The sequence below is a fragment of the Pseudomonas sp. LB3P25 genome, from assembly GCF_054897985.1.
On the sequence record NZ_CM142711.1, the window covers coordinates 4,401,749 to 4,428,493 of the forward strand.

16 protein-coding genes are annotated in these 26,745 nt (G+C 55.2%); 7 read left to right on the top strand and 9 right to left on the bottom strand.

The features are described from left to right. Positions 1-52 precede the first annotated feature (52 nt). From ACYZTW_RS20005 to ACYZTW_RS20015, 3 genes are all read right to left on the bottom strand, one after another. Entirely contained in the window at positions 53-1,018 is a 966-nt protein-coding gene (locus ACYZTW_RS20005) for an HNH endonuclease (protein WP_462001458.1), read from the bottom strand. 101 nt (positions 1,019-1,119) lie between these two features. Then, a complete protein-coding gene (locus ACYZTW_RS20010) occupies positions 1,120-3,087 on the bottom strand; it encodes a DUF262 domain-containing protein (protein WP_462001459.1) in 1,968 nt (655 codons plus the stop codon). Beyond that, complete coding sequence (locus tag ACYZTW_RS20015; RefSeq protein WP_462001460.1) at positions 3,084-4,574, bottom strand: DUF262 domain-containing protein; 1,491 nt, start codon at positions 4,572-4,574, stop codon at positions 3,084-3,086. The genes ACYZTW_RS20010 and ACYZTW_RS20015 overlap by 4 nt, the downstream gene beginning before the upstream one ends. A 207-nt stretch (positions 4,575-4,781) precedes the next feature. Between ACYZTW_RS20015 and ACYZTW_RS20020 the strand changes: the two genes are divergently transcribed. Then, the gene (locus ACYZTW_RS20020; protein WP_462001461.1) at positions 4,782-5,633 is read left to right on the top strand and encodes a DUF6710 family protein; all 852 of its coding nucleotides are present in this window, start codon (positions 4,782-4,784) and stop codon (positions 5,631-5,633) included. Between the two features lie 291 nt (positions 5,634-5,924). Then, a complete protein-coding gene (locus ACYZTW_RS20025) occupies positions 5,925-6,845 on the top strand; it encodes a phospholipase C/P1 nuclease family protein (RefSeq protein WP_462001462.1) in 921 nt (306 codons plus the stop codon). A gap of 533 nt (positions 6,846-7,378) precedes the next feature. Here the strand turns inward: ACYZTW_RS20025 and ACYZTW_RS20030 are convergent. The 4 genes from ACYZTW_RS20030 to ACYZTW_RS20045 all read right to left on the bottom strand — a co-directional run bounded on the left by ACYZTW_RS20030 (position 7,379) and on the right by ACYZTW_RS20045 (position 15,207). Then, positions 7,379-8,005 (bottom strand): hypothetical protein, encoded by a 627-nt coding sequence (locus ACYZTW_RS20030; protein ID WP_462001463.1) that lies wholly within the window; start codon positions 8,003-8,005, stop codon positions 7,379-7,381. 57 nt (positions 8,006-8,062) lie between these two features. After that, positions 8,063-11,887: a sacsin N-terminal ATP-binding-like domain-containing protein gene (locus ACYZTW_RS20035; RefSeq protein WP_462001464.1), complete on the bottom strand. Its 3,825-nt coding sequence runs from the start codon at positions 11,885-11,887 to the stop codon at positions 8,063-8,065. A gap of 312 nt (positions 11,888-12,199) precedes the next feature. After that, positions 12,200-13,510, bottom strand: a complete 1,311-nt coding sequence (locus tag ACYZTW_RS20040) for a hypothetical protein (RefSeq protein WP_462001465.1) — start codon at positions 13,508-13,510, stop codon at positions 12,200-12,202. Beyond that, positions 13,507-15,207 (bottom strand): serine/threonine-protein kinase, encoded by a 1,701-nt coding sequence (locus ACYZTW_RS20045; protein ID WP_462001466.1) that lies wholly within the window; start codon positions 15,205-15,207, stop codon positions 13,507-13,509. Before ACYZTW_RS20045 ends, ACYZTW_RS20040 begins: the two co-directional genes overlap by 4 nt. Positions 15,208-15,667: 460 nt before the next feature. Between ACYZTW_RS20045 and ACYZTW_RS20050 the strand changes: the two genes are divergently transcribed. The 5 genes from ACYZTW_RS20050 to ACYZTW_RS20070 all read left to right on the top strand — a co-directional run bounded on the left by ACYZTW_RS20050 (position 15,668) and on the right by ACYZTW_RS20070 (position 24,352). After that, on the top strand, positions 15,668-16,183 hold the full coding sequence (locus tag ACYZTW_RS20050; RefSeq protein ID WP_007948242.1) for an Hcp family type VI secretion system effector: 516 nt from the start codon (positions 15,668-15,670) through the stop codon (positions 16,181-16,183). Positions 16,184-16,318: 135 nt separating this feature from the next. After that, entirely contained in the window at positions 16,319-18,361 is a 2,043-nt protein-coding gene (locus ACYZTW_RS20055) for a type VI secretion system Vgr family protein (RefSeq protein WP_462001467.1), read from the top strand. After that, positions 18,351-19,094: a DUF4123 domain-containing protein gene (locus ACYZTW_RS20060; RefSeq protein ID WP_462001468.1), complete on the top strand. Its 744-nt coding sequence runs from the start codon at positions 18,351-18,353 to the stop codon at positions 19,092-19,094. The genes ACYZTW_RS20055 and ACYZTW_RS20060 overlap by 11 nt, the downstream gene beginning before the upstream one ends. Continuing rightward, complete coding sequence (locus ACYZTW_RS20065) at positions 19,091-23,998, top strand: RHS repeat-associated core domain-containing protein (RefSeq protein ID WP_462001469.1); 4,908 nt, start codon at positions 19,091-19,093, stop codon at positions 23,996-23,998. The genes ACYZTW_RS20060 and ACYZTW_RS20065 overlap by 4 nt, the downstream gene beginning before the upstream one ends. A 3-nt stretch (positions 23,999-24,001) precedes the next feature. Then, positions 24,002-24,352 (top strand): hypothetical protein, encoded by a 351-nt coding sequence (locus ACYZTW_RS20070; protein ID WP_462001470.1) that lies wholly within the window; start codon positions 24,002-24,004, stop codon positions 24,350-24,352. 386 nt (positions 24,353-24,738) lie between these two features. Here ACYZTW_RS20070 and ACYZTW_RS20075 read toward each other — a convergent pair whose 3' ends face one another. Together ACYZTW_RS20075 and ACYZTW_RS20080 are read right to left on the bottom strand one after the other, a co-directional pair. Next, the gene (locus ACYZTW_RS20075) at positions 24,739-26,214 is read right to left on the bottom strand and encodes a hypothetical protein (protein ID WP_462001471.1); all 1,476 of its coding nucleotides are present in this window, start codon (positions 26,212-26,214) and stop codon (positions 24,739-24,741) included. Then, entirely contained in the window at positions 26,211-26,546 is a 336-nt protein-coding gene (locus tag ACYZTW_RS20080; protein WP_462001472.1) for a hypothetical protein, read from the bottom strand. The genes ACYZTW_RS20075 and ACYZTW_RS20080 overlap by 4 nt, the downstream gene beginning before the upstream one ends. Positions 26,547-26,745 lie beyond the last annotated feature (199 nt).

The window sequence follows — 26,745 nt, forward strand, 5'->3', positions numbered from 1 at the left end:
ACGATTAAGCAAATATTCGGACCGTCGGGGAGTTCTCACCCTCGATTCCGAATCACGCGACTACAGTCAAAAGCACTTGGAGAAAACTAGCCTTCAGCGCTTCACGCTCAGCACCAAAATGAGCCTCTCGATGATGTTCAGGACATAGAGCGATGACATTGCCTGGAACGTCAGCGCCCTCTTCACTGAGCGGTACGACATGGTGAGTTTCGACGTAAATTTCACCATTGGCCTTGAGAAACCCGAGCCGTCCACAATGCTCACAATGCCCCTTGGATCGGGCCAAAACTATTTGCCTGACTTTGGCACTGCGCTCCCAGACAATCACTGTGGCCTCATTACACCCCGGCTTCTCACTCCCGATAAACTGATCAGCCACGCCCACACCGTAGGATTCGGCAGTGATCACAGGTAACGCCTTTACTAACTCTTCGGCCTTAATTTCCGCCTCTCCATTCTTAGCGGTCTCTTTGCGAAAGACTTGCAAGGAATCGAGTCCACGTCGCAGGAGAAATTCACCAGTCTGCATTTCGTACCGCACCAACCGCCATGGCTCGTGATCAAGAAGTCGGAAATCTGCGGCTGCACGCTCATCATCCTGCAGAGCAGGATTTTTGCTATCGACCAATGCAATACGTACCAACCGCGTTTCTCGATGGGCGATCTTAATAACCTCATCCATCTGATAGGAACTGGATGCCCACTTCTTAAAACGCTTCTTGAGAGATGGATCGCGCTGATCATTGGCCCGCTCCTCATTGATCCGCTGTTCGTTCCGCGCATTGCCCCTGTACTCAACACCATCACCTAAAAATTCAAGGTCGCGGTACCAAAGGCACAATAGAACTCGATCGCCACCTTCAAAAGCCCAGCGATAACAGTACCTGGGATTCTGGGCAGGCTTTATATTGGAGGAAACGTTATGCCAATCACTGACATCAATACCCGCCTCAGACACAGCATCGTACACACGCATCGTTGACCTTGGCTTGAGCTGTTCACGCAGATCGTTGAGCATGGAAACCCCTTTCGAAACTGGTTGGCAATGTCCGAGAGAAGGGAACGCCAGAACCTCATCGCCACCTCCTAGGTCACCAAAATCGGTTAGCTAAAACCCGATTACCTCAGGTAGTGGGCCTCAATCATTTCGATCATTTCTCCTCGATGACGCTCAATTTGCTCCCGCCCCCAATACTCTCCTTTACCCAACACATAAAACATATGCGCCAGCTTCAACGAGTCATAACGAGGCTTAGCCCGGAAATCCACCAGCTTCTTCAGAACAGCCTGATTGCTGTAAGAAGAATTCTCGCCGGGACTCAACAGCACCAGGTTGCCAAAGCTATGCAAATAATCATCCTCAAGACGGTTCATGAACTCTTCATTTTGAGGGTGCACGTGCTCAACCGAGTTCCTTGAAGCTATCCGGTAGCTCTCTAGCGACTCTTTTTGGAAACAGCCCAGCTTATGGCGCTCACGCCATAAAATGTATTCCACCTTCTGGAACCAATAATGCTCAAAGCCTGTGCCGTTGGACTCTTTTAAATAGGCAATCTTGTCCGACAGGTGTTCTGAAGAAACGCAGTCACCCGACAGCAATGCGAAGCTGGCCGCCTTCTGAGTGCTGGTATCGGGAATAATCGACAGCTGGTTGTCGATCCTTTCCAGCAGCGCGTCTACCTGATTGGGGTGCATGGTGGGGTTGTCGATCAGAGCCCCTAGAAACGGGGTTAACCAATATTGCGCACTACGATCACCGGTGAAATAACGCACGCTCTGAAGCTGGGCAAGATCGGGCGTGTGCAATTCCGGGACACGGCTGGCGCTCAATTTACCGACAGTACGCTTGTTGATCGTGGTCAGTCGAAGATGCTTTTCCTTCTCCTCGGCCAAACGCACCCACTTCACGACCCACAAATCAAACTGATAACGAACCTGCCACAGGCACTCGATGAACTCCCTCGCTTGGACAACGCTCGCGTTGACCACAAAATTCTCAAAACATTTGTTCAGGCGGCTGTCATTGAGCGGAGTACCAATGTCCTTGCCCCACTGTCGATGTCGATAAATGCGGTATGTATGCATGAGCAGCAAACCGAAGCTGATGATTGACTGAACGCTCCCCTCATCGTCTTCATCATCAGTCTCTTCGGAAGCTGCAAGGTCGGTGTCATTTCGCGGCACGCGCTTTAAGCTGATTTCGGCAATCGTAAGACCGTTACCACGCCCCTCCACTGGACGTTCCAAAGAAAAGAGCTCTCGCGAGTAGGACTCAAGATTTGCGAATTTCATGCGATCCCAGGCGGCTTCTGGGAAGACACGTCGCAGACTACGCTCGAAGTAGTTGTCCATGTCTTCACAGGCCTGCCAGATACCTTCATAGCACGCCCTGTGATGAACGATCTTATCCATCAGACGTGCTTTCAGGATGTCTGTCTGCTCCAGTTGAATTCCACTGGTATTAAGTGTCGCGAAAAGCCCGTTTAGATCCATATCAGCAGGCATTACGTTGTTCACCCATTTGACGCGGTGGAGTAAAAACTCCTCAACCGCCGCGAGCTTTTCGGGGCCGTGATCATTGCTCAACATCTGCAACCGATCCTTCGCGGCTTTATGGGCCGCGATGAGATGCTTCAGATAAGGCTTCTTCTCAAGATCCGTTGACTGCTCACTGTCTATCAACCCAGCCCAGATACCGAGTTGAGTCTGGACTTCCTCACGAATCGCAAATACCAATCGCGGCGTAGCCCCCAACACCGTCAACTCTCTCAACCGTTTGGTGGGCGATATCTCGAAAAATGCCAACGCCAGTACCATCAAGGTGGTCATTCGCTGCTGGCCATCGATCAACTCATACGTGATCGCAGCACTAGACCCGGAGCGATGAGGGATACGACTCGTTAGCACCGTTCCAATGTAGTAGTGGTCTTCGTCCGTCATGCAGGCATTGATGATCTGGTCCAGCAACCCGACGACGTCTTCGCTAGGCCAAACATAGGGGCGCTGGTAACTGGGGATCACAAGCTCGACCTTGTTCAGACAAAGCGCGGCTGCTGTCTGGACTTGAGAGAGGACACGAGCGTTCATCGACGACCTCCGCGGAGGCTTTCGTCAACAGGACGAAACGACTCAAGGGCATCTCGCAGTTGCCGATCATAGTCCGTAGTCATCTCTTTCATGTCCTCCCAGGGCAAGTGCAATTCGAGCGTCGTGGCTACCGATCTAATAAAGCGCGATTTGATGCTATTCCTTTGAACACCGACATCGCTGAATTCGTATCGGTAATCACGCAGGTACCGCATGAGCTGCTCATGGTTAAAGCTGCTGGCAATCCAGTCCAGTAAGGGATTTTCACGTACAAACTTTTGAACGCCCATTTCGCGCACACTGACCTCATTAATCAGTCGGAGTGAGAACACCATCCGGAAGAGCCACACGCTTGCCTCAAGCAGTTGCGACGTTCCGAACTGACTCACATACAACAACAGCGCGCAGTCATACAATCGCCCCAGAAAGATGCTGCCTTGAGCGTTCACGACAAGCTGATCGTAATAGCTGTAAAAAGAGGCAAGCTCCGGCATATCACGCTTGATCAACAAGCGGTCTTGAAGCTCATGAAAGTGGTGTACATACCGTATGGTGTTGGCCCCTGTGCTCAAGGGTTGGCGCATACCATATCCTGGCTTGATTGCTTGCCAAGATTCTCCATCGCCATCGTGATAGATCTGCGCTGGGCGGTAAGCCACATCACGTCCGTTCGCACGGGTACGCTCCGCCAACTCCTCAACGATCTGCTCACGTTCGGCGATCGGCTCTCGATCACTGGCAACATTTTGCCATTTCAGTTTCTGCCAATAGCGAGACTTCATCAGCGTGGCAACCAGCGGTGTGAGTTCGGCTAGAGACTCCCACGTTCTGGCGTAGGAATCCTGACCAGCACGGGGCACGCTGCGTAAATGGAACGCCTTTATGATGTCCGCCCCACCCAGGCGCACACCACTGGTGTTCTGAGTTTCGAAAAAACGGTAGGCATCATCTTCTGAACGCGTGACCACCAAACTGATGTTCACTCGGCTGAAGTCAACCAGCGGTAAATCCTGCGCCTCCAGCCAAGCGAGATTCCGGCGAATACGGTTCTGGCTTTCCGGTGAAGAAAACTGGAGATCGAATGAAGATTTACCACTCGACTGCAAAAAGCGGAGCAACGCCATGCTGGTCAGTCGTTGTTGCCCATCGATGATGTTCAACTGCCCGCGTCGGCGATCACTTCCTCCCACCTGATGCAGGATGATGCTGCCTAGATAAAAATCGTGGGAATGAGCCGATTGCTGGCCCACTTCCTTGGGAAAGAACACTCGCAGGTCCTGAAGCATTCGTTCAAGTTGCTTGCCCCCCCAACGATAAGGGCGCTGGTACTCAGGAAGATTTAAGTTGCCAAAAACCAGGCTGCCGTCGCTGGCAACAATTCTGTCGGATCTGAACAGTTCTTCTAACGACGTGCTTGCGACCACGATGCCATCAACGGCACTGGGTTCTACGTGGAGTAAATATCCATCCTTGACGGCCTGATTCATGAAACGGTCCTTTCGTAATCCCGCTCCCCTAGGAGCGCTGAATCCATTCTTGAAATGCCAAAATATCAGCACCACCCGCAATAATGGCTCGATGATATCAGGGAACAATTCAGCACGCTGTACAAACCGCTAATGGGTAAAAACGGTGGCTACAGTCAATCCATCGAGTTGAAAATGAACAATCAGATATGAATTCCAAGGATTGAAATGACCAAAGAAATCCCACCTATAAACGACTCCAAACGACGATCCTCCCTTCTGTGCTGGTGGGATAGCTTCTATCAAGAGAGATCGGAAATACGAGCGAGAAAACTTAAATCACAGTCTCAAGCCCGCTTTGATTCCTTGATGAAAACCGCAAGGCTTATTGCCGAAACCAACCCAAGGGGCTTAGCCGACCTGGTGCGCGCAATCCTGCGCCCTCTCCAATCTGAATATTTGTTAGGCGTGGCTGAGCGTGGACATGATGCGATGCTCGGCATCGACGCTTATACCTTCTTCGGCGATTCTGTACGTTCACGGATGTTTACCGCTGACGGTATGGATTTGCGGGGCGTGCGCTTGGAGAGCATGACATTCAGCCTAAGGCTTTCGCGCGACACAGTACTGCCGTGGGCATGGAATGTTGATCGATACATCTCTGCGCTAGCGACGATTGGCTCCAGCAAAACGATTGAAGATGGGCCGAAATGGAACAATGCTCATCAGGGTGCTTGGCGCCAAGACGATAACCACCAAGTCGAGCTTTGGCTGCCATGGGGCATAGGCTTCGTGCATGGAGGCAACCACTCCATCACTGCCGGCATCCTGGCTGGTGAAGGCGAAATCACGCCTGACTATGTGTATGACATGACGTACTTGCTCGATGATCTTCACTGCGACGGGAAGCACTATTTCGATACACGTACTGGAAAAAGAGCGGCAGCAGTCACAGATGTGCGAAAAGCCGCGGTATTTGAGATTGGAAGGATAATGAGGGAAATGAATTTTCCTGCCTTCAAGTCTGAAACCGAACGGGCTTGCGTTCATCCAGATGCCCGGGTTTCGCAGATGGGCTAATGAGACGACTGTGGGTAAACCTGCTTATCTACAGACTCTGCTCCCCATGTTCTATTGGTCGATTTGAACTCGCCTAAACTTTAGGCGGGTTTAGACACACCTTCAAGCCGGCGGATGCTGTCCGTCACTGCACCTTTGGCCGTTTGTCGCTGCTGCTGGTCGCGGCGGGCTCCTCTTGTAACTGCATAGGTTCACTCCTTAATACATGCCCTGAACCACTTAGCTGCTAAATTGCCCTGTGTGCACCTTGAGTGTCCCCGCCATCAAGCAGGTTTTCTAGAGAACAACAGCATGGAAGCCACCCCGATAGGCCGTTCAACCGCAAGCCGTTACCTGGAAGCACTGGGCATATCGCTGCTGTTCACCCCTTCAAGCCCGGCCTTCGCTTTCACCCCCGACCTGCATTCGGCCTACGCGCTGAAATCCACGCAGGCGTATCAGAGCTGCACGGGGGTAAAGCTGCCTGCGCAGTTTGGCAAGGCGTTGGCCGAAGGGACGGATGCAGAGGATTCAAGCCTGCTGACGCTCCATCAGCGCATCACCAACTGGCACTTCTACAACCGCAACAAAATGCTTGAGCCATTCTGGTTCGCCAACCGCAGCCTGGATGTGATTTTTACCAAACGCATTGAGGCGCTGGACGAGCTGCTGGTGAAAACCGATGCCGACCCGGTTGAGGTGTACGAGCAGGCGGGTCGGGTATTGCATTACATTCAGGACATGAGCGTACCTGGCCATGTGGTGCCGGCTTACCACGCCAAGTTGCCGGGCAATCATTCCGATCCGTTTGATGAGTTCGAGAGCATTGAAGCGCAGCCGGTGTTCGGCTTGTCTGACGCGCAATGTCAGGAGCTTCGCGATGAGGTGGGTAAAGCAGACGCCTCCCCTCGGCGCTTTTTGGATGACGCTGCGACAGCAACCTTGCAGGCGATAGAGCAGATAGACGCGGCCGGCAAACCTATCGTTGACGGTGCGTGGAAAGCGTATTGGGTGTATCCCGCCCGAGACACCGATGACGCCCGAAAAGGCTGGGGCGAATACGGTACCTGCGAGTTTTCCAAGGGTGTTGGCAAAGCCGATTGCAAGAGTGAAGAAGAGCTTGTGGCGTTGTTCGAGCAGCAGTCTCAGCAGGCCCAGAAAAATTCGGTGTTGATGCTGTTTTATCTGCAAAAGAGGCTGGCCGAACCTCGCGAAAAAACGCTAGCGCAGTAGCGCCTCAACCCCCACCCTGGGAAAATCAGGAAACCTCCCCCTCGTTGACTCAACTGTTCATCGGTGGTCATATTCGCGCCTGATTCGCCCCCCCCCGCGGCCGTGCTTGGGGTGAAACGGCAAACCTGTGCGTCGTTTCGATGACTAGGCCAGTACTACCACCGTAACCGTAAACGAGCGATGCATTCGACAGACCACTGTGCTTCGGTACAGGAAGGTGAATGCGTCCAACCCGAAGGTGCACGGCCTTCAGCTCGACTGGAACGACCCGGTGCGCTCGCTGAACGTAGAGCTTATCAGGACAAGGCAAGCGCGCTGGGTCTCACGCCAGCCGACATGTCACTGGCGACCCAGACCCGTGATGAACGGCGCAACCTGCTCGCAGTTGCATGAGCACGAGGACCGGATCGACATCGTGGCCCGTGCTGTGCCAAAGGAACGCTTGAAGCTCGACACACTGAAAGACATTCAGTCGTTACTCCGTCCTCCGTCGGTTTTTCGAAACGGACGGAGTACCTCACTGGCCATAGTAGTCAGGTGTTATCGCTTTCACACTCCGCCTTGTCGAACTCGAACTGCAGCGCCTCTGCCCTGCCCACGCCCGTGAGTATTAGGTCGCCTCGCACCCTGACATCGAGCTGGGCAAGAGGATTGAAGATGAAACGGACCCGTAGCTTGCCTGCACCATCTTCCAGACCGGAAACGATAGCCAAGAAGAAGTCTGGATCGGTCCTCGCCGCCTCAACTTCGCTTGCGGTGAGAGTAATATCGTTCGGCACCGCAGAGTCGGAGCTCATCTTTATTTCATAACACTGCCGTAACTCGTCTACCGCATCGACCCCCACTCCCCTCGCGTTGCGAAGGTCGTTGAGTTGCTTTGCATCAAGCTGCAGAGCGCGCCGCACTACGTCAAGCGCCAGTCTCTCGCGGTCACTGGTAGGTGGAAGCACCGTACGCTGCTGCGAAGGCGTATTTTGGCCATTGCTCGAGGCGTTGGGATCGTACTTTCTCTCCGCGGTAGCCTTTCGGCGTGTGGCGAAGACAAGGTCACCCGATGGTTTCGCGCCTTCATTCACAACTGACCCCGCCGAGGGCTCCAAGTCGTCAAGGTCGCGCAGCTTCCGCACATGCACAGAGTACGAGTGAGTATCCGTCTTCATACCAGTTTTCTCGCTTTGGGTTTTACCCTCCTTACGGCGAGACGCCTGCTTCGCGAGCTAATCAAGGCGTTCTTTCCCGTCGCCACGCACAGCCCGAGTATTTGGAAGCACAGGACCTTCCGCGCTCTCGCCAGCTGCAGCGCGAGGCCAGATCGCGGCCCACGCCCACGCAGCCTTCTGGCGATCACCTTCGAACAGAGAGGCAATAGCGGCGCCTGCGCTCTCCGCAGTGCTAATCTCCGAGACACTTCTGACAATCAGACAAAGCGGAGTTCGACTAACATGTGCACGCGCAGGCAACCGAATCTGCGCTGAGGTGACTTCAGCGACGATCGAAAGATTGGGGTCGACCACCACCGGTGCCCCGATAAGTTGGTCCCATTCAATGCTTAGTCCGTCAAGCAGCGCTTGGTCCGCCCTGACGAATTCCTGCCTTAGAAGCGCGACGGCCTTAGCAAAGACAGGCCGAATACTTTCGCCTTCGGCCATCCCGTATGCGGGAATCGACGTCGGCCGGAAGTCCGAAGGTCTAAGTTGAATTACGCCTAGCGGCTCAAGCAGCGGCGAGAGGACGGTGTATGAGGTGAGGCCCGGTCTCCAGACCCTCATTGTGCCTGGTGCACTCGACAGCAGCGCTTCTCCCTCAAGAGCATAGACAGGACGCTCGGTGCTCCACTCTGCGCCAGTCCAAAGCGGCAAACGGCGTAGCGTAGCGCGCATCTGCGAAGACATCTCCAGGACACCATCCGACACAAGAGTAAGTGCGCGGATTACGATGCCCAGGTCCTCCGGTGAAGGTCGCCCGGTGGCGATCTCTCTGAGGACAGAGATAGCATCACTGACAACAGGCAAGTCCACGCCGAGAATAATCCAAAGCGGCTCTAGACCGTCCACATGCGGCGCGAACGCCCTGCGCGTGCCGAAGATAGCCGGGCCGCGCAGCAAGGATTCGGGCGAGTGCCAGGCACCATCCACCAGCAACAGACCAGGAAATCCCGAGCCCGCCCGGAACGCGTTCCTTAACTGACTGTCCGTCATCCTTCCCTCTGGAGCACCACCATTCTTGGCACGGAGCGAGACGGCGAGGAGTTGGTAGATGGCCACCGCGTCCGCCCCAACCGCCGCAGTCACTGGTTCTTTGCGTAAAGCGCGAAGTCGCTCAACTAAGTCTCTCTGCGTCGGTCCGGCCTTAACCCCAAGCGCGGCGAGAATTCCTGATCGCAGGATCTGAGGGTCTAATTTGGCAACGACCGAGGAGCGTTCACTCGCCTTAGGCGGACTTCCCGGCACCTGCATTTGCAAGTCCGATGGACGCTGCAAACCGTTGCCAGCGTCGGGCATCCACTTGATATCGGCGAGCCGTGCTAGCCACGTCGCTCGAACCTCGAGGCCGCGATTCCAATATCCGTTATACGCGTGCGCGGCGAATGCCGTCGCCGAGTCCGAATAGCGTCCCCACGCGCGACTGAGCGTCGCGAGCATCGCAATGCCCCGCTTTCTTCTAGTCTTTGCCGGTGCACGGGCAATGTCTGCAGCGACTACGTCAGCATCTGGTGACCAACGATCATCAAGGAGGTGAGTGTAACGTCCTACTGCTCGAATGCTCTGCAACTGATCCGGCGTGCGCATTGCCGTAAAAATTGGACTCGCCGGTGTTGTGTCGCGAACATAAGGAATGCGCTCGTCTGCCGGGCTGATCAACCGAGGCTCACGCGCAACGCCCCAGGCGGACAAAAGTCGCAGCGCGCCGATCGCTGAGCGTCCTGCTTTCTGTTTCAAAACCTTGGCGTAGTCACCATGCACCCACTTAAGACCAGGCGTATGTCCAGCGGCCTTGGCAAAACTATCTACCTCACGATCAATCACGGCAGGTAAATACATCTCCACTGGGCAAGCCCAGCCGGTAACCCTTTTGCCGTCGGGACTGTACCAAGTCGCTTTCAATTCGATCCGCTGGCCAACCTTATATCCAAGTTCGGTATGTCGTTCGCGCGGTAGCTCAGCCCACGCGTCACGAAGCGCGAGCAGGTCAGCGTCCTTCAGCCTGAGGATAGATGGTGCGTTACCGAGCGTTGATGAGCCTCTCTCAATGATTTCAAAAACGTCGGTCGCTGCATCCCTGTCGTCAAACAATATGCTCAAGACTTCGAGCTTCGATACGAACGCAATAGTCCCAGCGGCATCATCGAAATAGGCAGGGTTTAGCTGACGGGTGAGGCCCAGCCTAGTAGATAGTGACTCCGGCGACGCGGCCTTCACTAAGACCCATACATCGTCCGATGTCGGCCGGGTCGTTGTCGTTCCGTCAGCCAAGAAAAGACTAGGTCGGGAAATGAAGGAATAAAGTTGCCCGTGCCGCTCCGCGATTACCGCGAACTTCACGTACCAATCGACGCCTCGCTCGGGATCGCCATCCACGACCCCAAGCGCATCCTCAACCTCAATGATCTCCGAGCGGTCCAGCTCTCCAAGCACCAAACGCCAACGTTTCAATGAATCCCGAACGATGTAGGGAAGCGCGATTTTACCTTCCGCCAATCGCTCCACATCCTGTTCATTGAGGAGATTCTCGAACTCGTCAGCCTCATAAGCAATTTCAGCGATTGGCGTTGCGCCGGTTTCAATCTGTACGGTTAGGTAATCCCGCAGGATGTCTTGGCAGGCAGCAACGACATGCTTGCGAATTAGTCCTGCAGTCCATCCTTCACCATTCTCTGCATCCGCCATCAGGGGGACGTGATTCCAGGCTGTGACTGTGTCGGATTTGAACGCATAGTGAGCACTCCAAGCCAAGAGCTGACCTAGATCTACGAATCTGTTTCTATTCCAATCATTGTCAAGGAGGTTCGATCTACCGGCATCGGGGTCAAATTGCGCGTTCAACCCAATTGGCAGGCCAGTGAAGGTCGGCAATGGCATGCGGTCGTAAAGCCGCAGAGGCAGGAGCACCCCATCAATCGGAACACAAACGCCGATAGGGGTGGAGGTGCTTGTAGCCTTATTTGAACGGCTCTCCCCGTTTCGAGTAGTACGCCGGGTCGAATATCTGCGGTATGACTGCGTCACGCTGGCAGGCGAAACGACTTTCACGTCCGCAATTTCCACATCAGTAACTGCACCATCGAATTCGATCTGCCCGCTTGGCCTCGAGCTGACCTTAACTGCGAAGATAAGGTCCTGAGAGGGATCGTCAAGGTGGTGGAAGTGGAGCGTACGGATGCTGCGTAAGAAGATGAGGGAGTCGACGTTTAACTCACGAACCGCGTCGATGACATTTTTGCCACTGACTTTTTCCACTAGGGGAATAACAAGCATCGTATCCCGACGATCCGCCTCGTAGATGCCCTGCACGTTAGGATGTGGTTCGACCGATACCGGGCCATCCAGGCCCATCACAAAGTGGAATGGCGAAGCGTGAAGTTGAATCGGGCCGCCAAGTGCTCCTAGGGTGCGTTGGCCGATTCCAAATCGTCCGGCAGCATCGGCGTCGCCTTCCTTGGTCGAGAGCCATGGAAGAAGCATTGCGCCAACATTCGCGAGCGTCACGGGATCGCCATCATGAACAATCAGCAGTTCGGGATGAGATTTGCCCCGATACGCGACGTGCATAATCGAGGCACCGAGATCATCCGCGTTCTGCAAACACTCGATGAGGCCTTGAAAGGGTCGCGGACTGAGAGTGCTTGCTCCCTTGTCGGCTCCCTTCATGCTGGCACGGAATATCGCCGGCTGAGCGGCGATAATCTCGCCGAAGCGATCGGTCGCTGCCCGAGCCCACTCGCGGTTCGGTGATGCAGGGACCCAGTCGCGATTGTCCCAGTCATTCGCAAGCAGATCTGCTGCCGCCCTACCCGCAGCGGTCTCATGGTCGACAATACTCATCGTCTGTTGCCCCTTCACTTCGCATCCCTCTTGGGACAGAGGTATTTCTCTTAAACTCACGGACGGGAAGCGGCAGCGACGGTCAGTTGTCCACCTGAATTTCGGCCAACAACCACATCCTCTATTCGTAGCAAATGGAATATATTCTCCTTCCCCAGTCTTACCGTTGTTAATTTCGGCACTATCTTTGTACATCAAGCTGGTTTAGTAGATAGCGCCACGCCCTACTAGATCTATAGACGCGGGATACGGATCAAGAACTCGACAATTTTCTCAGCCGGAACATCCGATTGAGTATTCTGATCGTCAGCGTTATCGGAGAGGGGCGATGGCGGGATCGATCTCACCGAAGCGAATTTCGACCCAGTCGTCGTTATCTTCCTCCCCCGTCTTGATGATCTCGATCGACTCAGGCAACCGACCTGCCATGAGATTGTGCAAGACAAAGGCCTGCAAGTAGTTCCGCTCCACAGGCAATTTTTGCGCTGCATCGACATCCTTGGCACCATTGTCCTTAAGTGATCGCAGCCCCGCGAAGACCTCCGTAAACTCACGTAGTCCGAGGCGAACCACATTTGATCCTGACAAAGAATAGCCTCCGTGGTGGCCGAGGTTGTAGTCATCTTCGCGAGCACGAAGAGCACCGTTGACGGGCATCATCGTAGGCTTAGGGAAGTGTTCGATCATCTCGTGGAATAAAGTATTCAACTCGGCATACGCGCCACACTCCTCGCGAACAAACAGCTTTGCATCATTCTGCCGCACCGCTGTTGGGTGAGGCCCCCAACCGTGCGGACCTTCACGGACGCTCAGGAGCAGGACGAAATCGATGGATGAAAATTGCCGGAAGAACTCCGCAACGATCTGGCCGGCCGACACTTTGTCCCTGTGCGCCGGTCGATCCGAGAGTGCGACGCAATCACCATCGCCAACAATGACGCCTGTAATGCCGTTTGCGCCACGTAGCTGGTCGGCCTTGGCCTTGAGCGCGCTATAGAGAGGGTTACGATCCTTGATCTTGGGCACATCATAGGCGGCAAAGCCGCCTGAGCTGTAGGGAGACTTCGTCGGATCGATGGTGATGTCCAGACCGACATCGTCATCGTCGATCGCGAGGCGTAGTGGAAGCTTTCCGGCGGAAAGCTGCTCCTGCAGCTGTGGCACGATCGTCTGGCGGACGAATTCCTGCAACTTCCCTCGAGGTGGCAGCAGCAGTCTCGTGCGTGCTCCACGCCTCGTGCTCTCGTACTTAGATCGTACACGCAGATCTAGACCGCCGATGGGCAAATTGAGTTTATTCTTGGCAGCTTCGATCAGATGGCTCAGTTCATGATAGGGGTTGTCCCTGTCGAGACCTTCGTCCGAAACCGCTGTCACATCGGCGTTCAGTCGCAGCGCGCTTTGTTCGAAAAGGATGTCAGGCCGCCGCCCGGATGCCAGAGACACTTCATTTTTAAGTGCGCCGCATTTCGAGAGGCCGTGAAGCACAACCAACTCCCACATCGCCGCAACCCGATCCCTGCCGGCTCGATTGAGGCGCTCCGCCAGCTTGTCGACATCAAGATCCACTATGTCTCGAAGCTCGTCGAGGCGGCGCTGCAGGGCGCGTCTTTGGTAGATCATACCGACAGTCCTGAGCCTGTCGGGTGGCGTTCGGCCAACTCTCTGACGATGCGCTCTGCCTCCTGCGGATTGGCGTAGATAACCTGCTGCTCCAGTGGGCGAAGCTGTTGATCCAGTACAACCCAGCGGGATTCCTCCATCGATTGCTGCTTCAGAATCTCGGAGACGGCAGCAATCGCGGCGAGGGGTACAAGGGCGGTGACAAAGGTCCCGTTCATGATATCGCGCGTCCGCTGGTTTTGAAGGAAGTAATCGAGTCCCCATCGCAACTTGCCGCGTTCCGGCTGTGTCGGATCATAGACAAAGGCCAGAATCGAGCGATTGAGCCGACCAGCTTCGATTGCCGCCGTTTCGAGCGATCCGAAGGGCCTGTTCTCACGGAAGATGTCTGCCTCGGATGGAAGTGCACTGGGATCGCTTAGAGCTGCACGAAGCCGGGCTGCTAGCCAGGCCTTGACCGAGTTCTGAAAAACAGAACCATAGTCCGGCTCAGTAAAATCGGTGCGATAAACGGTCTCGCCCGACATGCGTAAGAGAAACTCATCGCCTGCGGGCACGACCTCATAAGTCACCGACAATATGCGATCGGTCGATCCCTGACGCGACCAAAACAACGTGTTTTGACCGCTCTCACCGCTGACAGCCAAGCCAGTCTGGTTGATCAAGAGATTGCCGCCGATGGATTGCTGTACCTGGTTGAAGACCTGCTCCACCTTCGTCAGCGCATCGTGGAGTGTTGAGATCGTTGTAGTCAGGCGGCGGTTGACAGAAGTATCGAGCACCTCGCGGAGTGCGGCCAAGTCATCGTCCAGCGAAAAGCTTGGTGGTTCAGTTTGCATCATCCTATCCATCCGATAGCGCATCGCTTGCACGGAGGTGAAGCGGTTCACCATACGTGTGGCAAAAGCATCATCGAAGAGAGCGAGGAGTCGTCCTAACCGGGACGATGCGGCGTGCTGGAGCTTTGCCATTGCAGCTGTTCGCTGGTGCGGTAAGCGACCTTCGCTGTCTTCAAGCACATCCGGATGGTCACCGGTCAGCAAATAGAAGAGGATGCCCGCAGCAAAACAGATGTCCGACCTCGGATCCTGTTTCGACAGGCTGCCGGCGGATAGCTCGGGAAGCCGCAGGAATCGGTTGCCAACTTCCTGCCAATGCTCGGTTTGGAAGTCGATATCGGCGAGATCGTGATAGCTGATCCCGAAATCGAGTAACCAGACACGAGCCTCGGAGCCGCCTTCTAGTATGATGTTGTCGGGTTTTACATCGCGATGGACGCACCCCTGCGCATGGCAGGCCTGAAGGATATCGAGCAAGCGTGAGGTGATCTTCACTGCTATCTCGATCGACACCGACACTTGCGACTCACGCCACGACCGCAACGTGGTTCCGACGATGAACTCAGTTACGATGAACGGAGCGAAACCGTCGTCTGCGTGCCGATGCGCGTTGCTCTCGATGAGCCTAGGTATGCCGTGAATACCGAAGCTGTCATAGGCGGTCGCTTCGCGGAAGAAGCGAGCCCGGCGCTCAGCAACATTCTTCGATTTGATGATCTTGAGAAATCCGATTTTGCCGTCGGACCTACGCTGCGCGCGATACACCTCACCTTGACCACCGCCATCTAGTTCCTCAAGCTTCTCCCAGCGCGTCTTCCATGTTGGATTATCGACCCATGATAATTGTGTTTCGGTCATGTTCTGCGGCTTCCTTAGCTACGGGGGTAACATCAACCATTGTGATGCCTTTCCAAAACAGTAACCCGTCCTAGTGGAGGCGGAACAGGCGTCTAGATTTAACGTCACACACCCATTTGCGGCGAGTATAAGCTGATGGCAGCCCCTACAATAGCAAATAGCCTTGATGCGCAAGAAGTTGCGCACCCCTTGTGTCGAATAGCCCTTGCGAGGCGCTGATCGCCCGGCCTGCCAAGCCTTTCAGCCAAGTGCGCAAGAAGTTGCGCAGTGGTGCGCAAGTTCTTGCGCACATTCCTCCGTGTTCTTTGTTGAATCTCTTTTCAACAACCTGAAAAAAACCTCAATAGATTGATTTATATAGCTTTAATCATTTCTGGCACGGACCTTGATAACAGTCAGGCACCCACCGGGCGATACCGCCTCCCGGGCACCCTCACTTTATTCAGCAAGGAGCACATCCATGGCTACACCAGCGTACATGTCCGTCACTGGCGAGAAACAAGGTCTGATCACTGCCGGCGCATTCACCGCCGACTCGGTTGGCAACACCTACCAGGAAGGTCACGAAGACCAGGTCATGGTTCAGGCTTTCAGCCACGACGTGATCATCCCGCGTGACCCGCAGTCCGGCCAGCCAACCGGCCAGCGCGTACACAAGCCAGTCGTGATCACCAAAGTCTACGACAAATCTTCGCCACTGCTGCAAGCCGCCCTGACTTCCGGCGAGCGCATGAGCGAGATCGTTATCCAGTGGTACCGCACTTCGGCTCAAGGTACCCAAGAGCACTACTACACCACCAAACTGGAAGACGCGATCATCGTCGCCATCAACAACAAAATGCACAACTGCCAGGATCCGTCGAACTCGCACTTCACGCACCTGGAAGAAGTGCAATTCACCTACCGCAAAATCACCTGGACCCACGAAGTATCCGGTACTTCGGGTTCCGATGACTGGCGTCTGCCAGTCGCTTAATCGCGGCTGACCGCTTCACGCATCGGCCAGCTCTGCTGGTCGATGTTGTTTACGCCTTTCCAGAATTTTGCGTCTGCTGACCCCTTTTCCTGGGGGCTTTTGGCGAACGCCGCTGCACTGCACGAGGAACAAGGGATGTTCGCGCCGGCCAATCAGACTCACTTTGCCCTGACCATTGAAGGTCTTTCCAGCGACTTTCAAGTCTTTTCGCTGCAAGGTCGGGAAGCCATCAGCCAGCCTTTTGTGTTTGAGGTGGAGCTGGTCAGTGAACAGCCGTCCGTGGACCTTGAGACCCTGCTGCACAAACCGGCCTTCTTGCAGCTCTCGCCTGATGGCAGCGGCATCCATGGCCAGATCTATCGCGCCGCCCAGGGTGATTCCGGCAAACGCCTGACCCGCTACGCGGTGACCCTGCGCCCGCAACTGTCCTACCTCGCGCATCGCATCAACCAACGCATCTTCCAGAACCTTACGGTGCCGAAAATCATCGGCATGGTCCTCGAAGAGCATGGCATCCAGAGCAATGCCTACGAATTCAAAGTCGGGGCGATTTATCCCGAGCGCATCTACTGCGTTCAATACGATGAATCGGACCTGCAATTTGTCCAGCGCCTGTGCGAGGAAGAAGGTATCCACTACCACTTCCAGCACAGCGCCACGGCCCACAAGCTGGTGTTCGGCGATGACCAGACAGTGTTCCCGAAACTCGCCCCCGTGGCCTATCAGCAAGACTCCGGCATGGTCGCCACCGACCCGGTGATCAAGCGCTTCGACCTGCGCCTGGAAACCCGCACCAGCCGCACCACCCGCCGCGACTACGACTTCGAGAAACCGCGCCTGACGCTGGAAAGCGAAAACCGTGGCGACGCCCTGCCCGACCTCGAAGACTACGACTATCCCGGTCGCTTCATCGACCGCGAGCGCGGCAAGCACCTGGCCAAACGCAACCTGGAACGTCACCGCAGCGACTTCCAGCTCGCCGAAGGCAAAAGCGATCAGCCGTTGCTGGTCAGCGGCCACTTCCTGGCCCTGACCCAACACCCGAAAGCCAAATGGAACGACCTGTGGCTGCTCACCGAAGTCCTGCACGAAGGCAAACAGCCGCAAGTGCTGGAAGAATCGGTCACCAGCGACACCACCAGCCTCAAGGGCGATTTTCACCAGGGCTACCGCAACCGCTTTCAGGCGACCCCGTGGGACGTGCCGAACCGCCCGCCCCTGACGCAGAAGAAACCGCGCATCCTCGGTAGCCAAAGCGCCGTGGTCACCGGCCCCAAAGGTGAAGAGATCCACTGCGACCCATACGGCCGCGTCAAAGTGCAATTCCACTGGGACCGCGAAGGCCAGGCCGACGACAAGACCAGTTGCTGGCTGCGCGTCTCCTCCGCCTGGGCCGGCGCCCACTACGGCGGCATCGCCATCCCGCGGATCGGCATGGAAGTGCTCGTCACCTTCCTCGAAGGCGACCCCGACCAACCGCTGATCAGCGACTGCCTGTACCACAAGGAAAACGTCGTCCCCTACCCCCTGCCAGCGAACAAGACCCGCAGCACCTTCAAAACCCTCAGCTCCAAGGGTGGCGGCGGCTTCAACGAACTGCGCATCGAAGACAAAAAGGGCCAGGAACAGATCTTCCTCCACGCCCAGCGCGACTGGGACGAAAACGTCGAACACGACCAGAAAATCCGCGTCGGCAACGAACGCCACGACACCGTCGAGCAAAACAGCTACAGCGAATTCAAGGCCGAAGAACACCACACCGTCTACGCCGACCGCAAAGTCGAGGCCCGCGCCAACGACCACCTCACCGTGGGCGTGAACCAGCACATCAAGATCGGCACCGGGCAATTCATCGACGCAGGCCAGGAAATCCACCTGAGCAGCGGCATGAAAGTCGTGCTTGAAGCGGGCAGCGAACTGACCCTCAAGGGCGGCGGCAGCTTCATCAAGATCGACGCCAGCGGCGTGACCCTGAGCGGACCGGTGATCAACATGAACTCCGGCGGTGGACCGGGCAGCGGAACCGGGGCGGCACCGTTGTTGCCGGGGGTGTTGAAGCAGGCGGATGCGGATAAGGCTGGGGCGGTGTTGACGCCGGCGCAGATCAATACATTGAAGCGCAATGCGCCGTTCTGTGAAGAGTGTGAGAAGTGTAAGGCAGGTGCTTGTGCGATCTGATCTGTTGACTCCGCAGGCGTGGCTTGCTGACAAACCGTTGCAGGCAGGTGAACGTCTTTATTTGATCATCAGCGCCGCCAGCGATGCTGAAGCGCTGAAGACGCTTTATCAGAATGAACCCATGACCCAAGCGACCCCGATCTGGGGCGGAACGCCCTACGCGGGCTGGCAACAGGTCATGCCCTACCTCGTCGAGTTGAAACCCAACTCCGGTTTTCTGCAGTGGATTGCCGAAACGGATGCTGGGGACTGGGGTTGGCTGGCAGTTTCAACCAGTTCGCCGGAGGTGGTGTTCGAACACCTTCGCAGCTTGACCCAAGTACGTATGCCCGACGGGACTGAAGTGTTTTTCCGGTTCTGGGATGGGCGGCATATCTTCCCGATTCTGGAAGGCCTCGGCGATGCCGCCGGTGAAGTGCTGCCGGTGTTTGATCGGTATTTGATTAACGGGAAGCGTCTGGAGGTTGGGCTGCGAGTTGTGCCGCCAGCGAAGGATTGGCCGTGGTGGGAGGTACCGAAGGACTTGCTTGATGGCCTGATGACGAAAAACACGTCCACAGTGGTCGGCAACATGATGCAGTGGCTGAAGGAGGATCACGCTGAGTTGTACTTCTCGCTCCCTGAATCCAACTTGCAGCAAAAAGTGGCGCGCTTTGTAAAACGCACCCCACTCACGGAAGAAAACTACACAGGGCTACTGAAAGCCCACTTGGAAAATGAGGTGACCGTATGAGCATTTTGATGGGTTCCATTGTTGGGAACCTCACGGCGAAACAACCCGACGCTCAGGTCATCATCAGTGATTTCAAGAAGTGTATCGCCGACTATCGCACCCATGCCGAAGCCTGGTATGGCGGTGCGCTCGATGCGGAACAACAGTTTCAGGTCGGTGACGAAGTCGGCACTCAAGACAAAGACAGCAAACAGCAAGTCGACCTTTACGCAAACTGCCCGGCTAACGGCAAACTGAAACTGGTTCATAGTTTCGAATCTGCGCGTTTTGTCCCTATCGGCAATACGCCGGTCCGATTGGTACCCGTGGCTGATGGCAAACTGTTTGGCAAAAATGAAATCGGTCAGGCGATTACCACAACGATCGGTCCCAGCGGGATACTGGAAGTTGCAGGGCTCACACCAAACCAACAGTACAAAATCACCTTTTTCCCGAACCCGACTCCCGCACAAATCGACACCCTGTTCAATTCGTATCAGGGAGTGATCGGTGATCTGAGCGGCTGGCTACAAACCCAGTGGACCACGGATTTTCTGCCGCTCTGGCAGGCTCATAACAGCGCATCCATCCCCGGCCGCGTCTTTCAAGACCTGGAAGCATCCTGGAAAGGCTTCCTGAAAGCGATCATGGGTTTGTGGGGCGACATCAAAAGTCTCTACAACCTGGTCGCGCATCCTCGAGAGAATTACGAAAAGCTGAAGAAATTCTTCACAGAGGAAGAAATCAAGCGCATCTACGACGCCTCGGCGGAAGCGATTCACACTGCCCTGCTGATTGCCAGTGACGAGCCTTTGATGTGGATCTACGTGGCCGCGATCATGGCTTGGGTCAAGATGCTCCCGCCGCAGACCTGCACGGAAGTGCTTTCCGAGCTGACCACTGAAGTTCTGTTGAACATTCTGGTCGGTGTTGTTTTGACTGGTGGCCTCGGCCTGGCAGTACGCGTCGGTACCAAGGCACTCAACGCCACGCAAAACGGTGGCAAGGTGCTGAAGCTGATCGAAGATTTCACCGGCATGCTGATGAAAGTCAGCAAGAAGAACTCCAAGCTCCACGCCGAAGCGGCCAAGCCATTGCTGCTCAACGGTAATTCAGCAATCAATCAAGCACGCAAGGCCAGCGTTGAAATCGCCGCACCCAAGCCTGCGGTAACGGCGACAGCTCCCAAGAAAAAGCCACCGGTTACAGGCGGCAAGGTGGAAACCGACGCGCAGATTCATGCGCGCGGGAAGAAAGAAAACACCACGCGTATCGAACAGCAGGAAAAAATCGATAACGCACCTGCCCAATCCAAAAACCCAGCCGATCAACCCGCACAGTGCGCCAACAAGACCTGCACCAACGGCGAACCCGTTTCAATGGTAACGGGTGAGGAGTTGCTGACCCTTACCGACGGAGAATTGGGCGGGTTGTTACGGCTGGAGTGGACACGTCTGTACCGCAGCAGTGCAGTCGAGATAGATAGTCGTTTAGGCCATGGCTGGAGCCATTCACTGTCCCATCACCTGCAAATGGACGATGAAGGCATACTGTGGACCGACAACGAAAACCGTCAGACCCGCTTCCCGATGCCGAACGCGCAGCGTCCCGCCATCATCAACAGTTTGGCGCAGTCAGCAATCTACTTGGGCGACGCACCCGGTGAGCTGATCCTGAATCAGGCTGGGCAAGGCGACCGCTTTTACCACTTCCGTGCCGGGCGCCTGATTACTATCAGCGATGCCTATGACAACCGGGTACACATCAACTATGACCTGGTTGGCCGCATTCAGCGTATAGACAACGGCGCGGGACGTGCCTTGTTTCTGCGTTATGACGACCGCCACATTTCAGCAATGGACTACCAGCAGCAGCGTCCTGAGTACAACGATCGCGGTGAGCGCCAGGATCCATGGCTGACGATTCAGACGCTGATTACCTACCATTACAACGCACGCAATCAACTCGTGTCGGCTACCAATGCAGCAGGAGAAACCGAGTATTACCGTTACAACGATCAGCATGTAATTCTGGAACGTAAACTGGCCGGAGGCGCCAGCTTCTTCTGGGAATGGGAACGCGAAGGCAAGCTTTCCCGTTGCGTCCGTCACTGGGCAAGCTACTCGCAACTGGAAGCACGTTATGTATGGGACGACAAGGGTACGGTAACTGTCCTTAATGCCGATGGCAGCGAACAGGTGTATGTGCATGACGAGAATGCACGACTGATTAGCGAAACAGGCCCTGATGGTGCGGAAACGCAAAAAGCCTACAACGACGAAGGTCGCCTGATCGCAGAAAAAGACGCACTCGGTGCCGTCACCGAGTACCACTACAATGACGCCGGACGCTTGATGTCCGTTGTCCCTGCTGAAGATGAGGCTACACAATACAACTACTTCGATGGTCAACTCATTGAAGTCAAACGTGGCAGAGCTCGCTGGCAGTACGAGCGTAACCGCCAGGGCGATATCACCCAACAAATCGATCCCCACGGCAACGAAACGCACTACAGCTACGACCGTCAGGGTCGCCTGCTGGAAATCCGCCACCCCGATGGCAGCCGCCATCAACTGGGTTGGAACAACCTCGGTCAACTGCTAGAAGAACGCCTGCCTGACGGCGGCCAGCGCAAATATCGCTACGACGCGTTGGGTCGACAGATCACCCGCCAGGAAGAAACCGGCGCGATCACGCACTATCAATGGGACGCCGCCAATCGCCTCGCACTGGTTACCCTGCCAGGCGGCGCCACCCGAGCGTTTACCTACAACGCCTACGGCAAAGTCACCGCCGAGCGCGATGAATTGGGTCGCATCACCCGCTACGAATATGCCGATGGCCTACACCTCGTCAGCCGCCGGATCAATCCAGACGGCAGCCAGTTGCGCTACCGTTACGACAATTCGCGCCTATTGCTGACCGAGATCGAAAACGAACGTGGCGAGCAGTATCACCTTGATTACTACGCCAATGGCCTGATCCAGCAGGAAACCGGGTTCGACGGTCGTCGCACCGCTTATGAATACGACCTCAATGGTCAATTGCTGAAGAAAACCGAATTCGGTGATGACGGCAGCGAACTGATTACCGCATACCAACGCGACGCAGCTGGCCGCTTGCTGGTGAAAACCCTGGCCGATGGTGAGGAAATTCACTACAGCTACGACGCCTTCGGCCGCCTCGTAAACGTTGACGACGGCCACTGGCCGCTCGCCTACGAATACGACTTGCAGGACCGCCTCATCACCGAACACCAAGGCTGGGGCACGCTGCGCTACGAATACGACACGGTCGGCCAACTCAGCCACTGCCGCCTGCCGGACGGCAGCAAACTCGATTACCACCATCAGCGCGGCGGTCAACTCAGCAGCATCGACCTCAACGGTTCGCGTCTGACCACCCACCAGTTCAGCGCTGGTCAGGAACTACAGCGCCAACAAGGCCTGCTGCTGAGCCAATACCAATACGACGAACAAGGCCGTCTGCAAGCACACAGCGTCAGCCAAAAAGATCGCAACCTGTTCCGCCGTCGCTACGCCTACGACGCTAATGGCAACCTCGCTGGCATCGGCGACAGCCGCAAAGGCAACCGCAGCTTCCACTACGATCCACTTGATCGCCTGATCAACGTTCGCGGCAGCACCCCGGAAAGCTTCGCCCACGATCCGGCCGGTAACTTGCTGGGCCAGGGTGACCAACCCGCCGCGAACCTGGCCAACGTCAAGGGCAACCGTCTCCTGATGCAGGGCGACCGCCACTACGACTACGACGCCTACGGCAACCTAACCCGCGAACGTCGCGGCACCGGGCAGAAACTCGTCACCGAATACCGCTACGACTGCCAGCACCGCTTGATCGGCGCCAGCCTGCCGGGCGGCAGCGTCGCAACCTACAAGTACGACGCCTTCGGCCGCCGTATCGAAAAAACCGTTGACGGCAGCACCACAGAATTCCTGTGGCAAGGCGAACGACTGATGGCGGAAAGCGCTGACAACCGCTATCGAACCTACATCTATGAATCGGACAGCTTCCGCCCGCTGGCCATGCTCGACGGTGAAGGCCCCCTCAAGGCTACACCGTTCTACTACCAACTCGACCACCTAGGCACGCCGCAGGAACTCACCGATTACAGCGGTGAGATCATGTGGTCGGCCAAGTACCGCGCCTACGGCAACCTCGCCGCCCTCGACGTCGCTGAAATCGACAACCCGTTGCGCTTTCAGGGGCAGTACTTCGACGTCGAAACGGGACTGCATTACAACCGGCATCGCTACTACAATCCGGAGACTGGGCGGTTTTTGACGCAGGACCCGATCAAGCTTGCGGGCGGGTTGAACAACTACCAGTACGTGCCTAACCCTACGGGATGGGTGGATCCGTTGGGGTTGGAAGTTTGTCCAGGACAAGGAGGAACGAAACCTGACGCTGCAACCCGAGACACTGCAACTAAACCTGTTGTCGACGAGGGCACACCAGCTGTACCAAGCTACGAGACCCCATACAAACCTTTGAGCGGCCCTCAAAAGAAAGTGCTGCAGGGTAAAGTCGAAAGCAGAACAGCGACCCGGGATGAGGTTGCTCATCTAGATTGGGACAGACGTTTCTCGAACAGGCGCCAAAGAGGTGTCGATCGTTTCTGGTCAGAGGAAAGGAAAAGACTTCGCGGGGGTGAGTCGGGCACAAGGGATTGGAGTCCGGAGCAAGCAGATGACATCATGAAAAACAAGCGCCCGAAATTTGATGACAAAACTATTGAGGGTCATCATATGTACAATGCACTGGATTACCCACAACTGGCTGACAAAGCTTTTAATATCTATCCAGCAACAAGAGATGAGCATCTATATAGATGGCACGGTGGTAGTTTCCAAAACGAGACCAAAGGAAAACCACTTAACCCATTGGTACCCGAGGATTTTTGAGCCATGACTAAGATAAGTATTGCTTCTGCAGCCCCCACTAGCGACCTTGAAGTGGCCAAATTCCTGCACCAACGATTTAAAATGTCGCTGATTGGCTCACAAAAAAAGCTCGCCATGGGCGATAAAGGCTTTTTTTACACGTGTGATCTCTATCAAAATGACCATGTTGAGCGCGACAAGGATATTCGCGACATAATTACTTTCTTCAGTCAAAAGAAACTTTCACTACTGCTCCTGGAAATCGAAGATGAACAGGAATGGGGCGATTTAGATACAAACAACCTTAGTCAGTATTCGATTTCTGAAGTGGAACTTCTAAACGCGCTGGACTCATCTAAAGGACTTTACGAGTAGCAGAACCCATTTCTCATACTTAAATGCCTGACCTGCTTTCGATGAAAAGAGGGTATTTTGCTGACGACGTCAGCAAAATACCCAAACAGTCAGGATCGCTTGGACTGCGCACGGTAATCGAGTTTTACCAGAGGAGCCTCAGTATCGGCTAGCGCGCTGTTGAGGCAAGGGTTATCTGGGGTACCCAGTTAGCGCAACGACCGGTTGAATCCACAGCCAACTGCAGCCATTTGCAACAGACAGCAAACGGCTACCTACGTTAGACCAGCTGCCAAAGAGTCAGCGCGCCGATTGCCGGTCTCAAAGTACTGCCAGCGTACTGCCAGCTTAGCCGGTCGTCGGCTTCCGCCATCGTAGGAAAGCGGAGGCCTGTCCTCAAAAATAAGTCAGACGATCCAAATAGGCTTCTTTCCCGCAAACCGCGTTATGTCGTCCAATGCAAATCGATTGATCCCGCGCGGAGGCTCATGGCCGGCCATGATCATGTCCGACAGCAGGATAATACGCTCCAGATTGATGGCATAGTCGACAAAGTCGTCGGAGAAATGATCGCCACGTAGGACCATCTGAGATACCGGAGAGTGAGGTCTGTCCTCCCAAATTGAAATCCATGCGCCCCCACTTGGACAGGAGATTTGGAAACCACTCATCTCGAGGCGAGTAATCGGCTTGGGTAGCCCCGCTCCCCCCGCCAAGTTAACGTACCGCTCCTGATTAACGAGAATGTTTGGGTCCAAAAGGAATGTCTGCACGAGTAACTCCTGCTGTTCGCAAAAGTTCCTGAATATCTCTGATGCAACGAGCCCAATCCCGCCGTTTTGGCTCTGCTCCAGCCTTGCCCCGTGCAACTTATTGCTGCCCATGGCGTGTTCTACCCCGTCCCGCCAAGAGGGCAAGCCCAATGCCTCGTCCCAGCGGCGCCAGACCGGCACCACGTCATTCGCGATGTCCTCGCCACAACCGCGAGTCTTAAGGAAATTCTCAAGAAGGAGAAAGCGTACATTGGGACAGGCACGGATATTGTCGATCATGAAGTTGCCAAGCGTACACCACAACACAATTGAGACGATCTGATCTAAAACGTTCGGTGATCCATTATTGGAATGTCGCGGCGAGGAAAGCCCGTTCACCAACGCCAGGACGCGACGCCAGAGCTTGGCATAGGAAGCATTGCTTTCCTCGAGCATCGCCCATAAAACTTGGGCACAATCAGCAGATTGAGCGATTCTGATGGATTGCAGCTGCGTCGAAAGTGCAAGAACTTCGAAGAAGTTGCAGGGAGTAAGTTCTGGAGCCGAGGTCTCAACCATCATGCCTTGAGTGAGATCCTTGACCCGATAGTAGGATTGCCGGACCGAGTGAGCTAGGAATGCGATTGCAGCGTTGGGATCAGATTTTTTGAGGCTGATTTCCGCCGAAGAAGTGACTTTGCTGCAGTCTATTTGATTCAAATTCGGCAATTCGACAAAACTAATCCCGGTACCGAGCTCTGCCCGCCATTCCGCAATGCATTTCTGCCTCTCTTGCTCCTCCATTGAGCACCAAGCAGTAACTGGCGCCGGCAACCATTCCCCGGGTAGTTCGTTCAAGAGGCCGAGCAGCGCACACCCATGTATCGCGGCCTGGAGTTTGGCGCGAAATACGAAACTGCCGTATGGACTGATCAGGAAATCGTGGTAGTGACGCACCTCATGTTGCATCACCGACTTCAGCGAAATCACCTTGAGCGATCGGTCCTCAGCATCGTGCAGACGACCGCTAATATAGTCGTCGAGATACGCAAAATCCCTCTCGGAGTGGAGGCGGATGGTCACGCCAAAGAACCGCGGAGCGAACCCGCCGTAATCCTCCGGGAGAATCATTTCTTGGAAGCTTCCAGAGCCGCCAGAAGCCTTTGTATCTGCTCCACCGGCGTGTCTTTGCTTAGAGAGATCGTCACTAGCCCGTACGATGATTTCAGCCGTAAGACCTTCTCATCTTCCGTTCTGATGCTTTGGCTGATCGAATGGATCAATTTTGCCAACTCAAAAACAGAGGCGACGACAGTGACGACAGCACTAATTTCATCCAGACCAAATGCGAACTCAGTTCGATCGACTAGCGAGTCAGCAGGCGTAACTTTCTGCCCCGTCGCCTCCGCAGCTTTGGAGAAGGCATCGGTGACACCCTTCTCGCTTACGACTTGAATGCGCATTTCCCAATCTCCAAATCTTATTAGTCAGTGAAGGGTGGAAACCATTACATTGCCTGATGCAAAGGGTAGAAGGGCGACCCACGCTTGTCGAGGCAGGTCATCGGGATTGAGCCAGTTAACAATGGACACATAGGAATTCTGAGCATTTCTCTTGCGATACGGCCGGCGGACAGGCCTTAGCAAAACCTACCGATGAGGG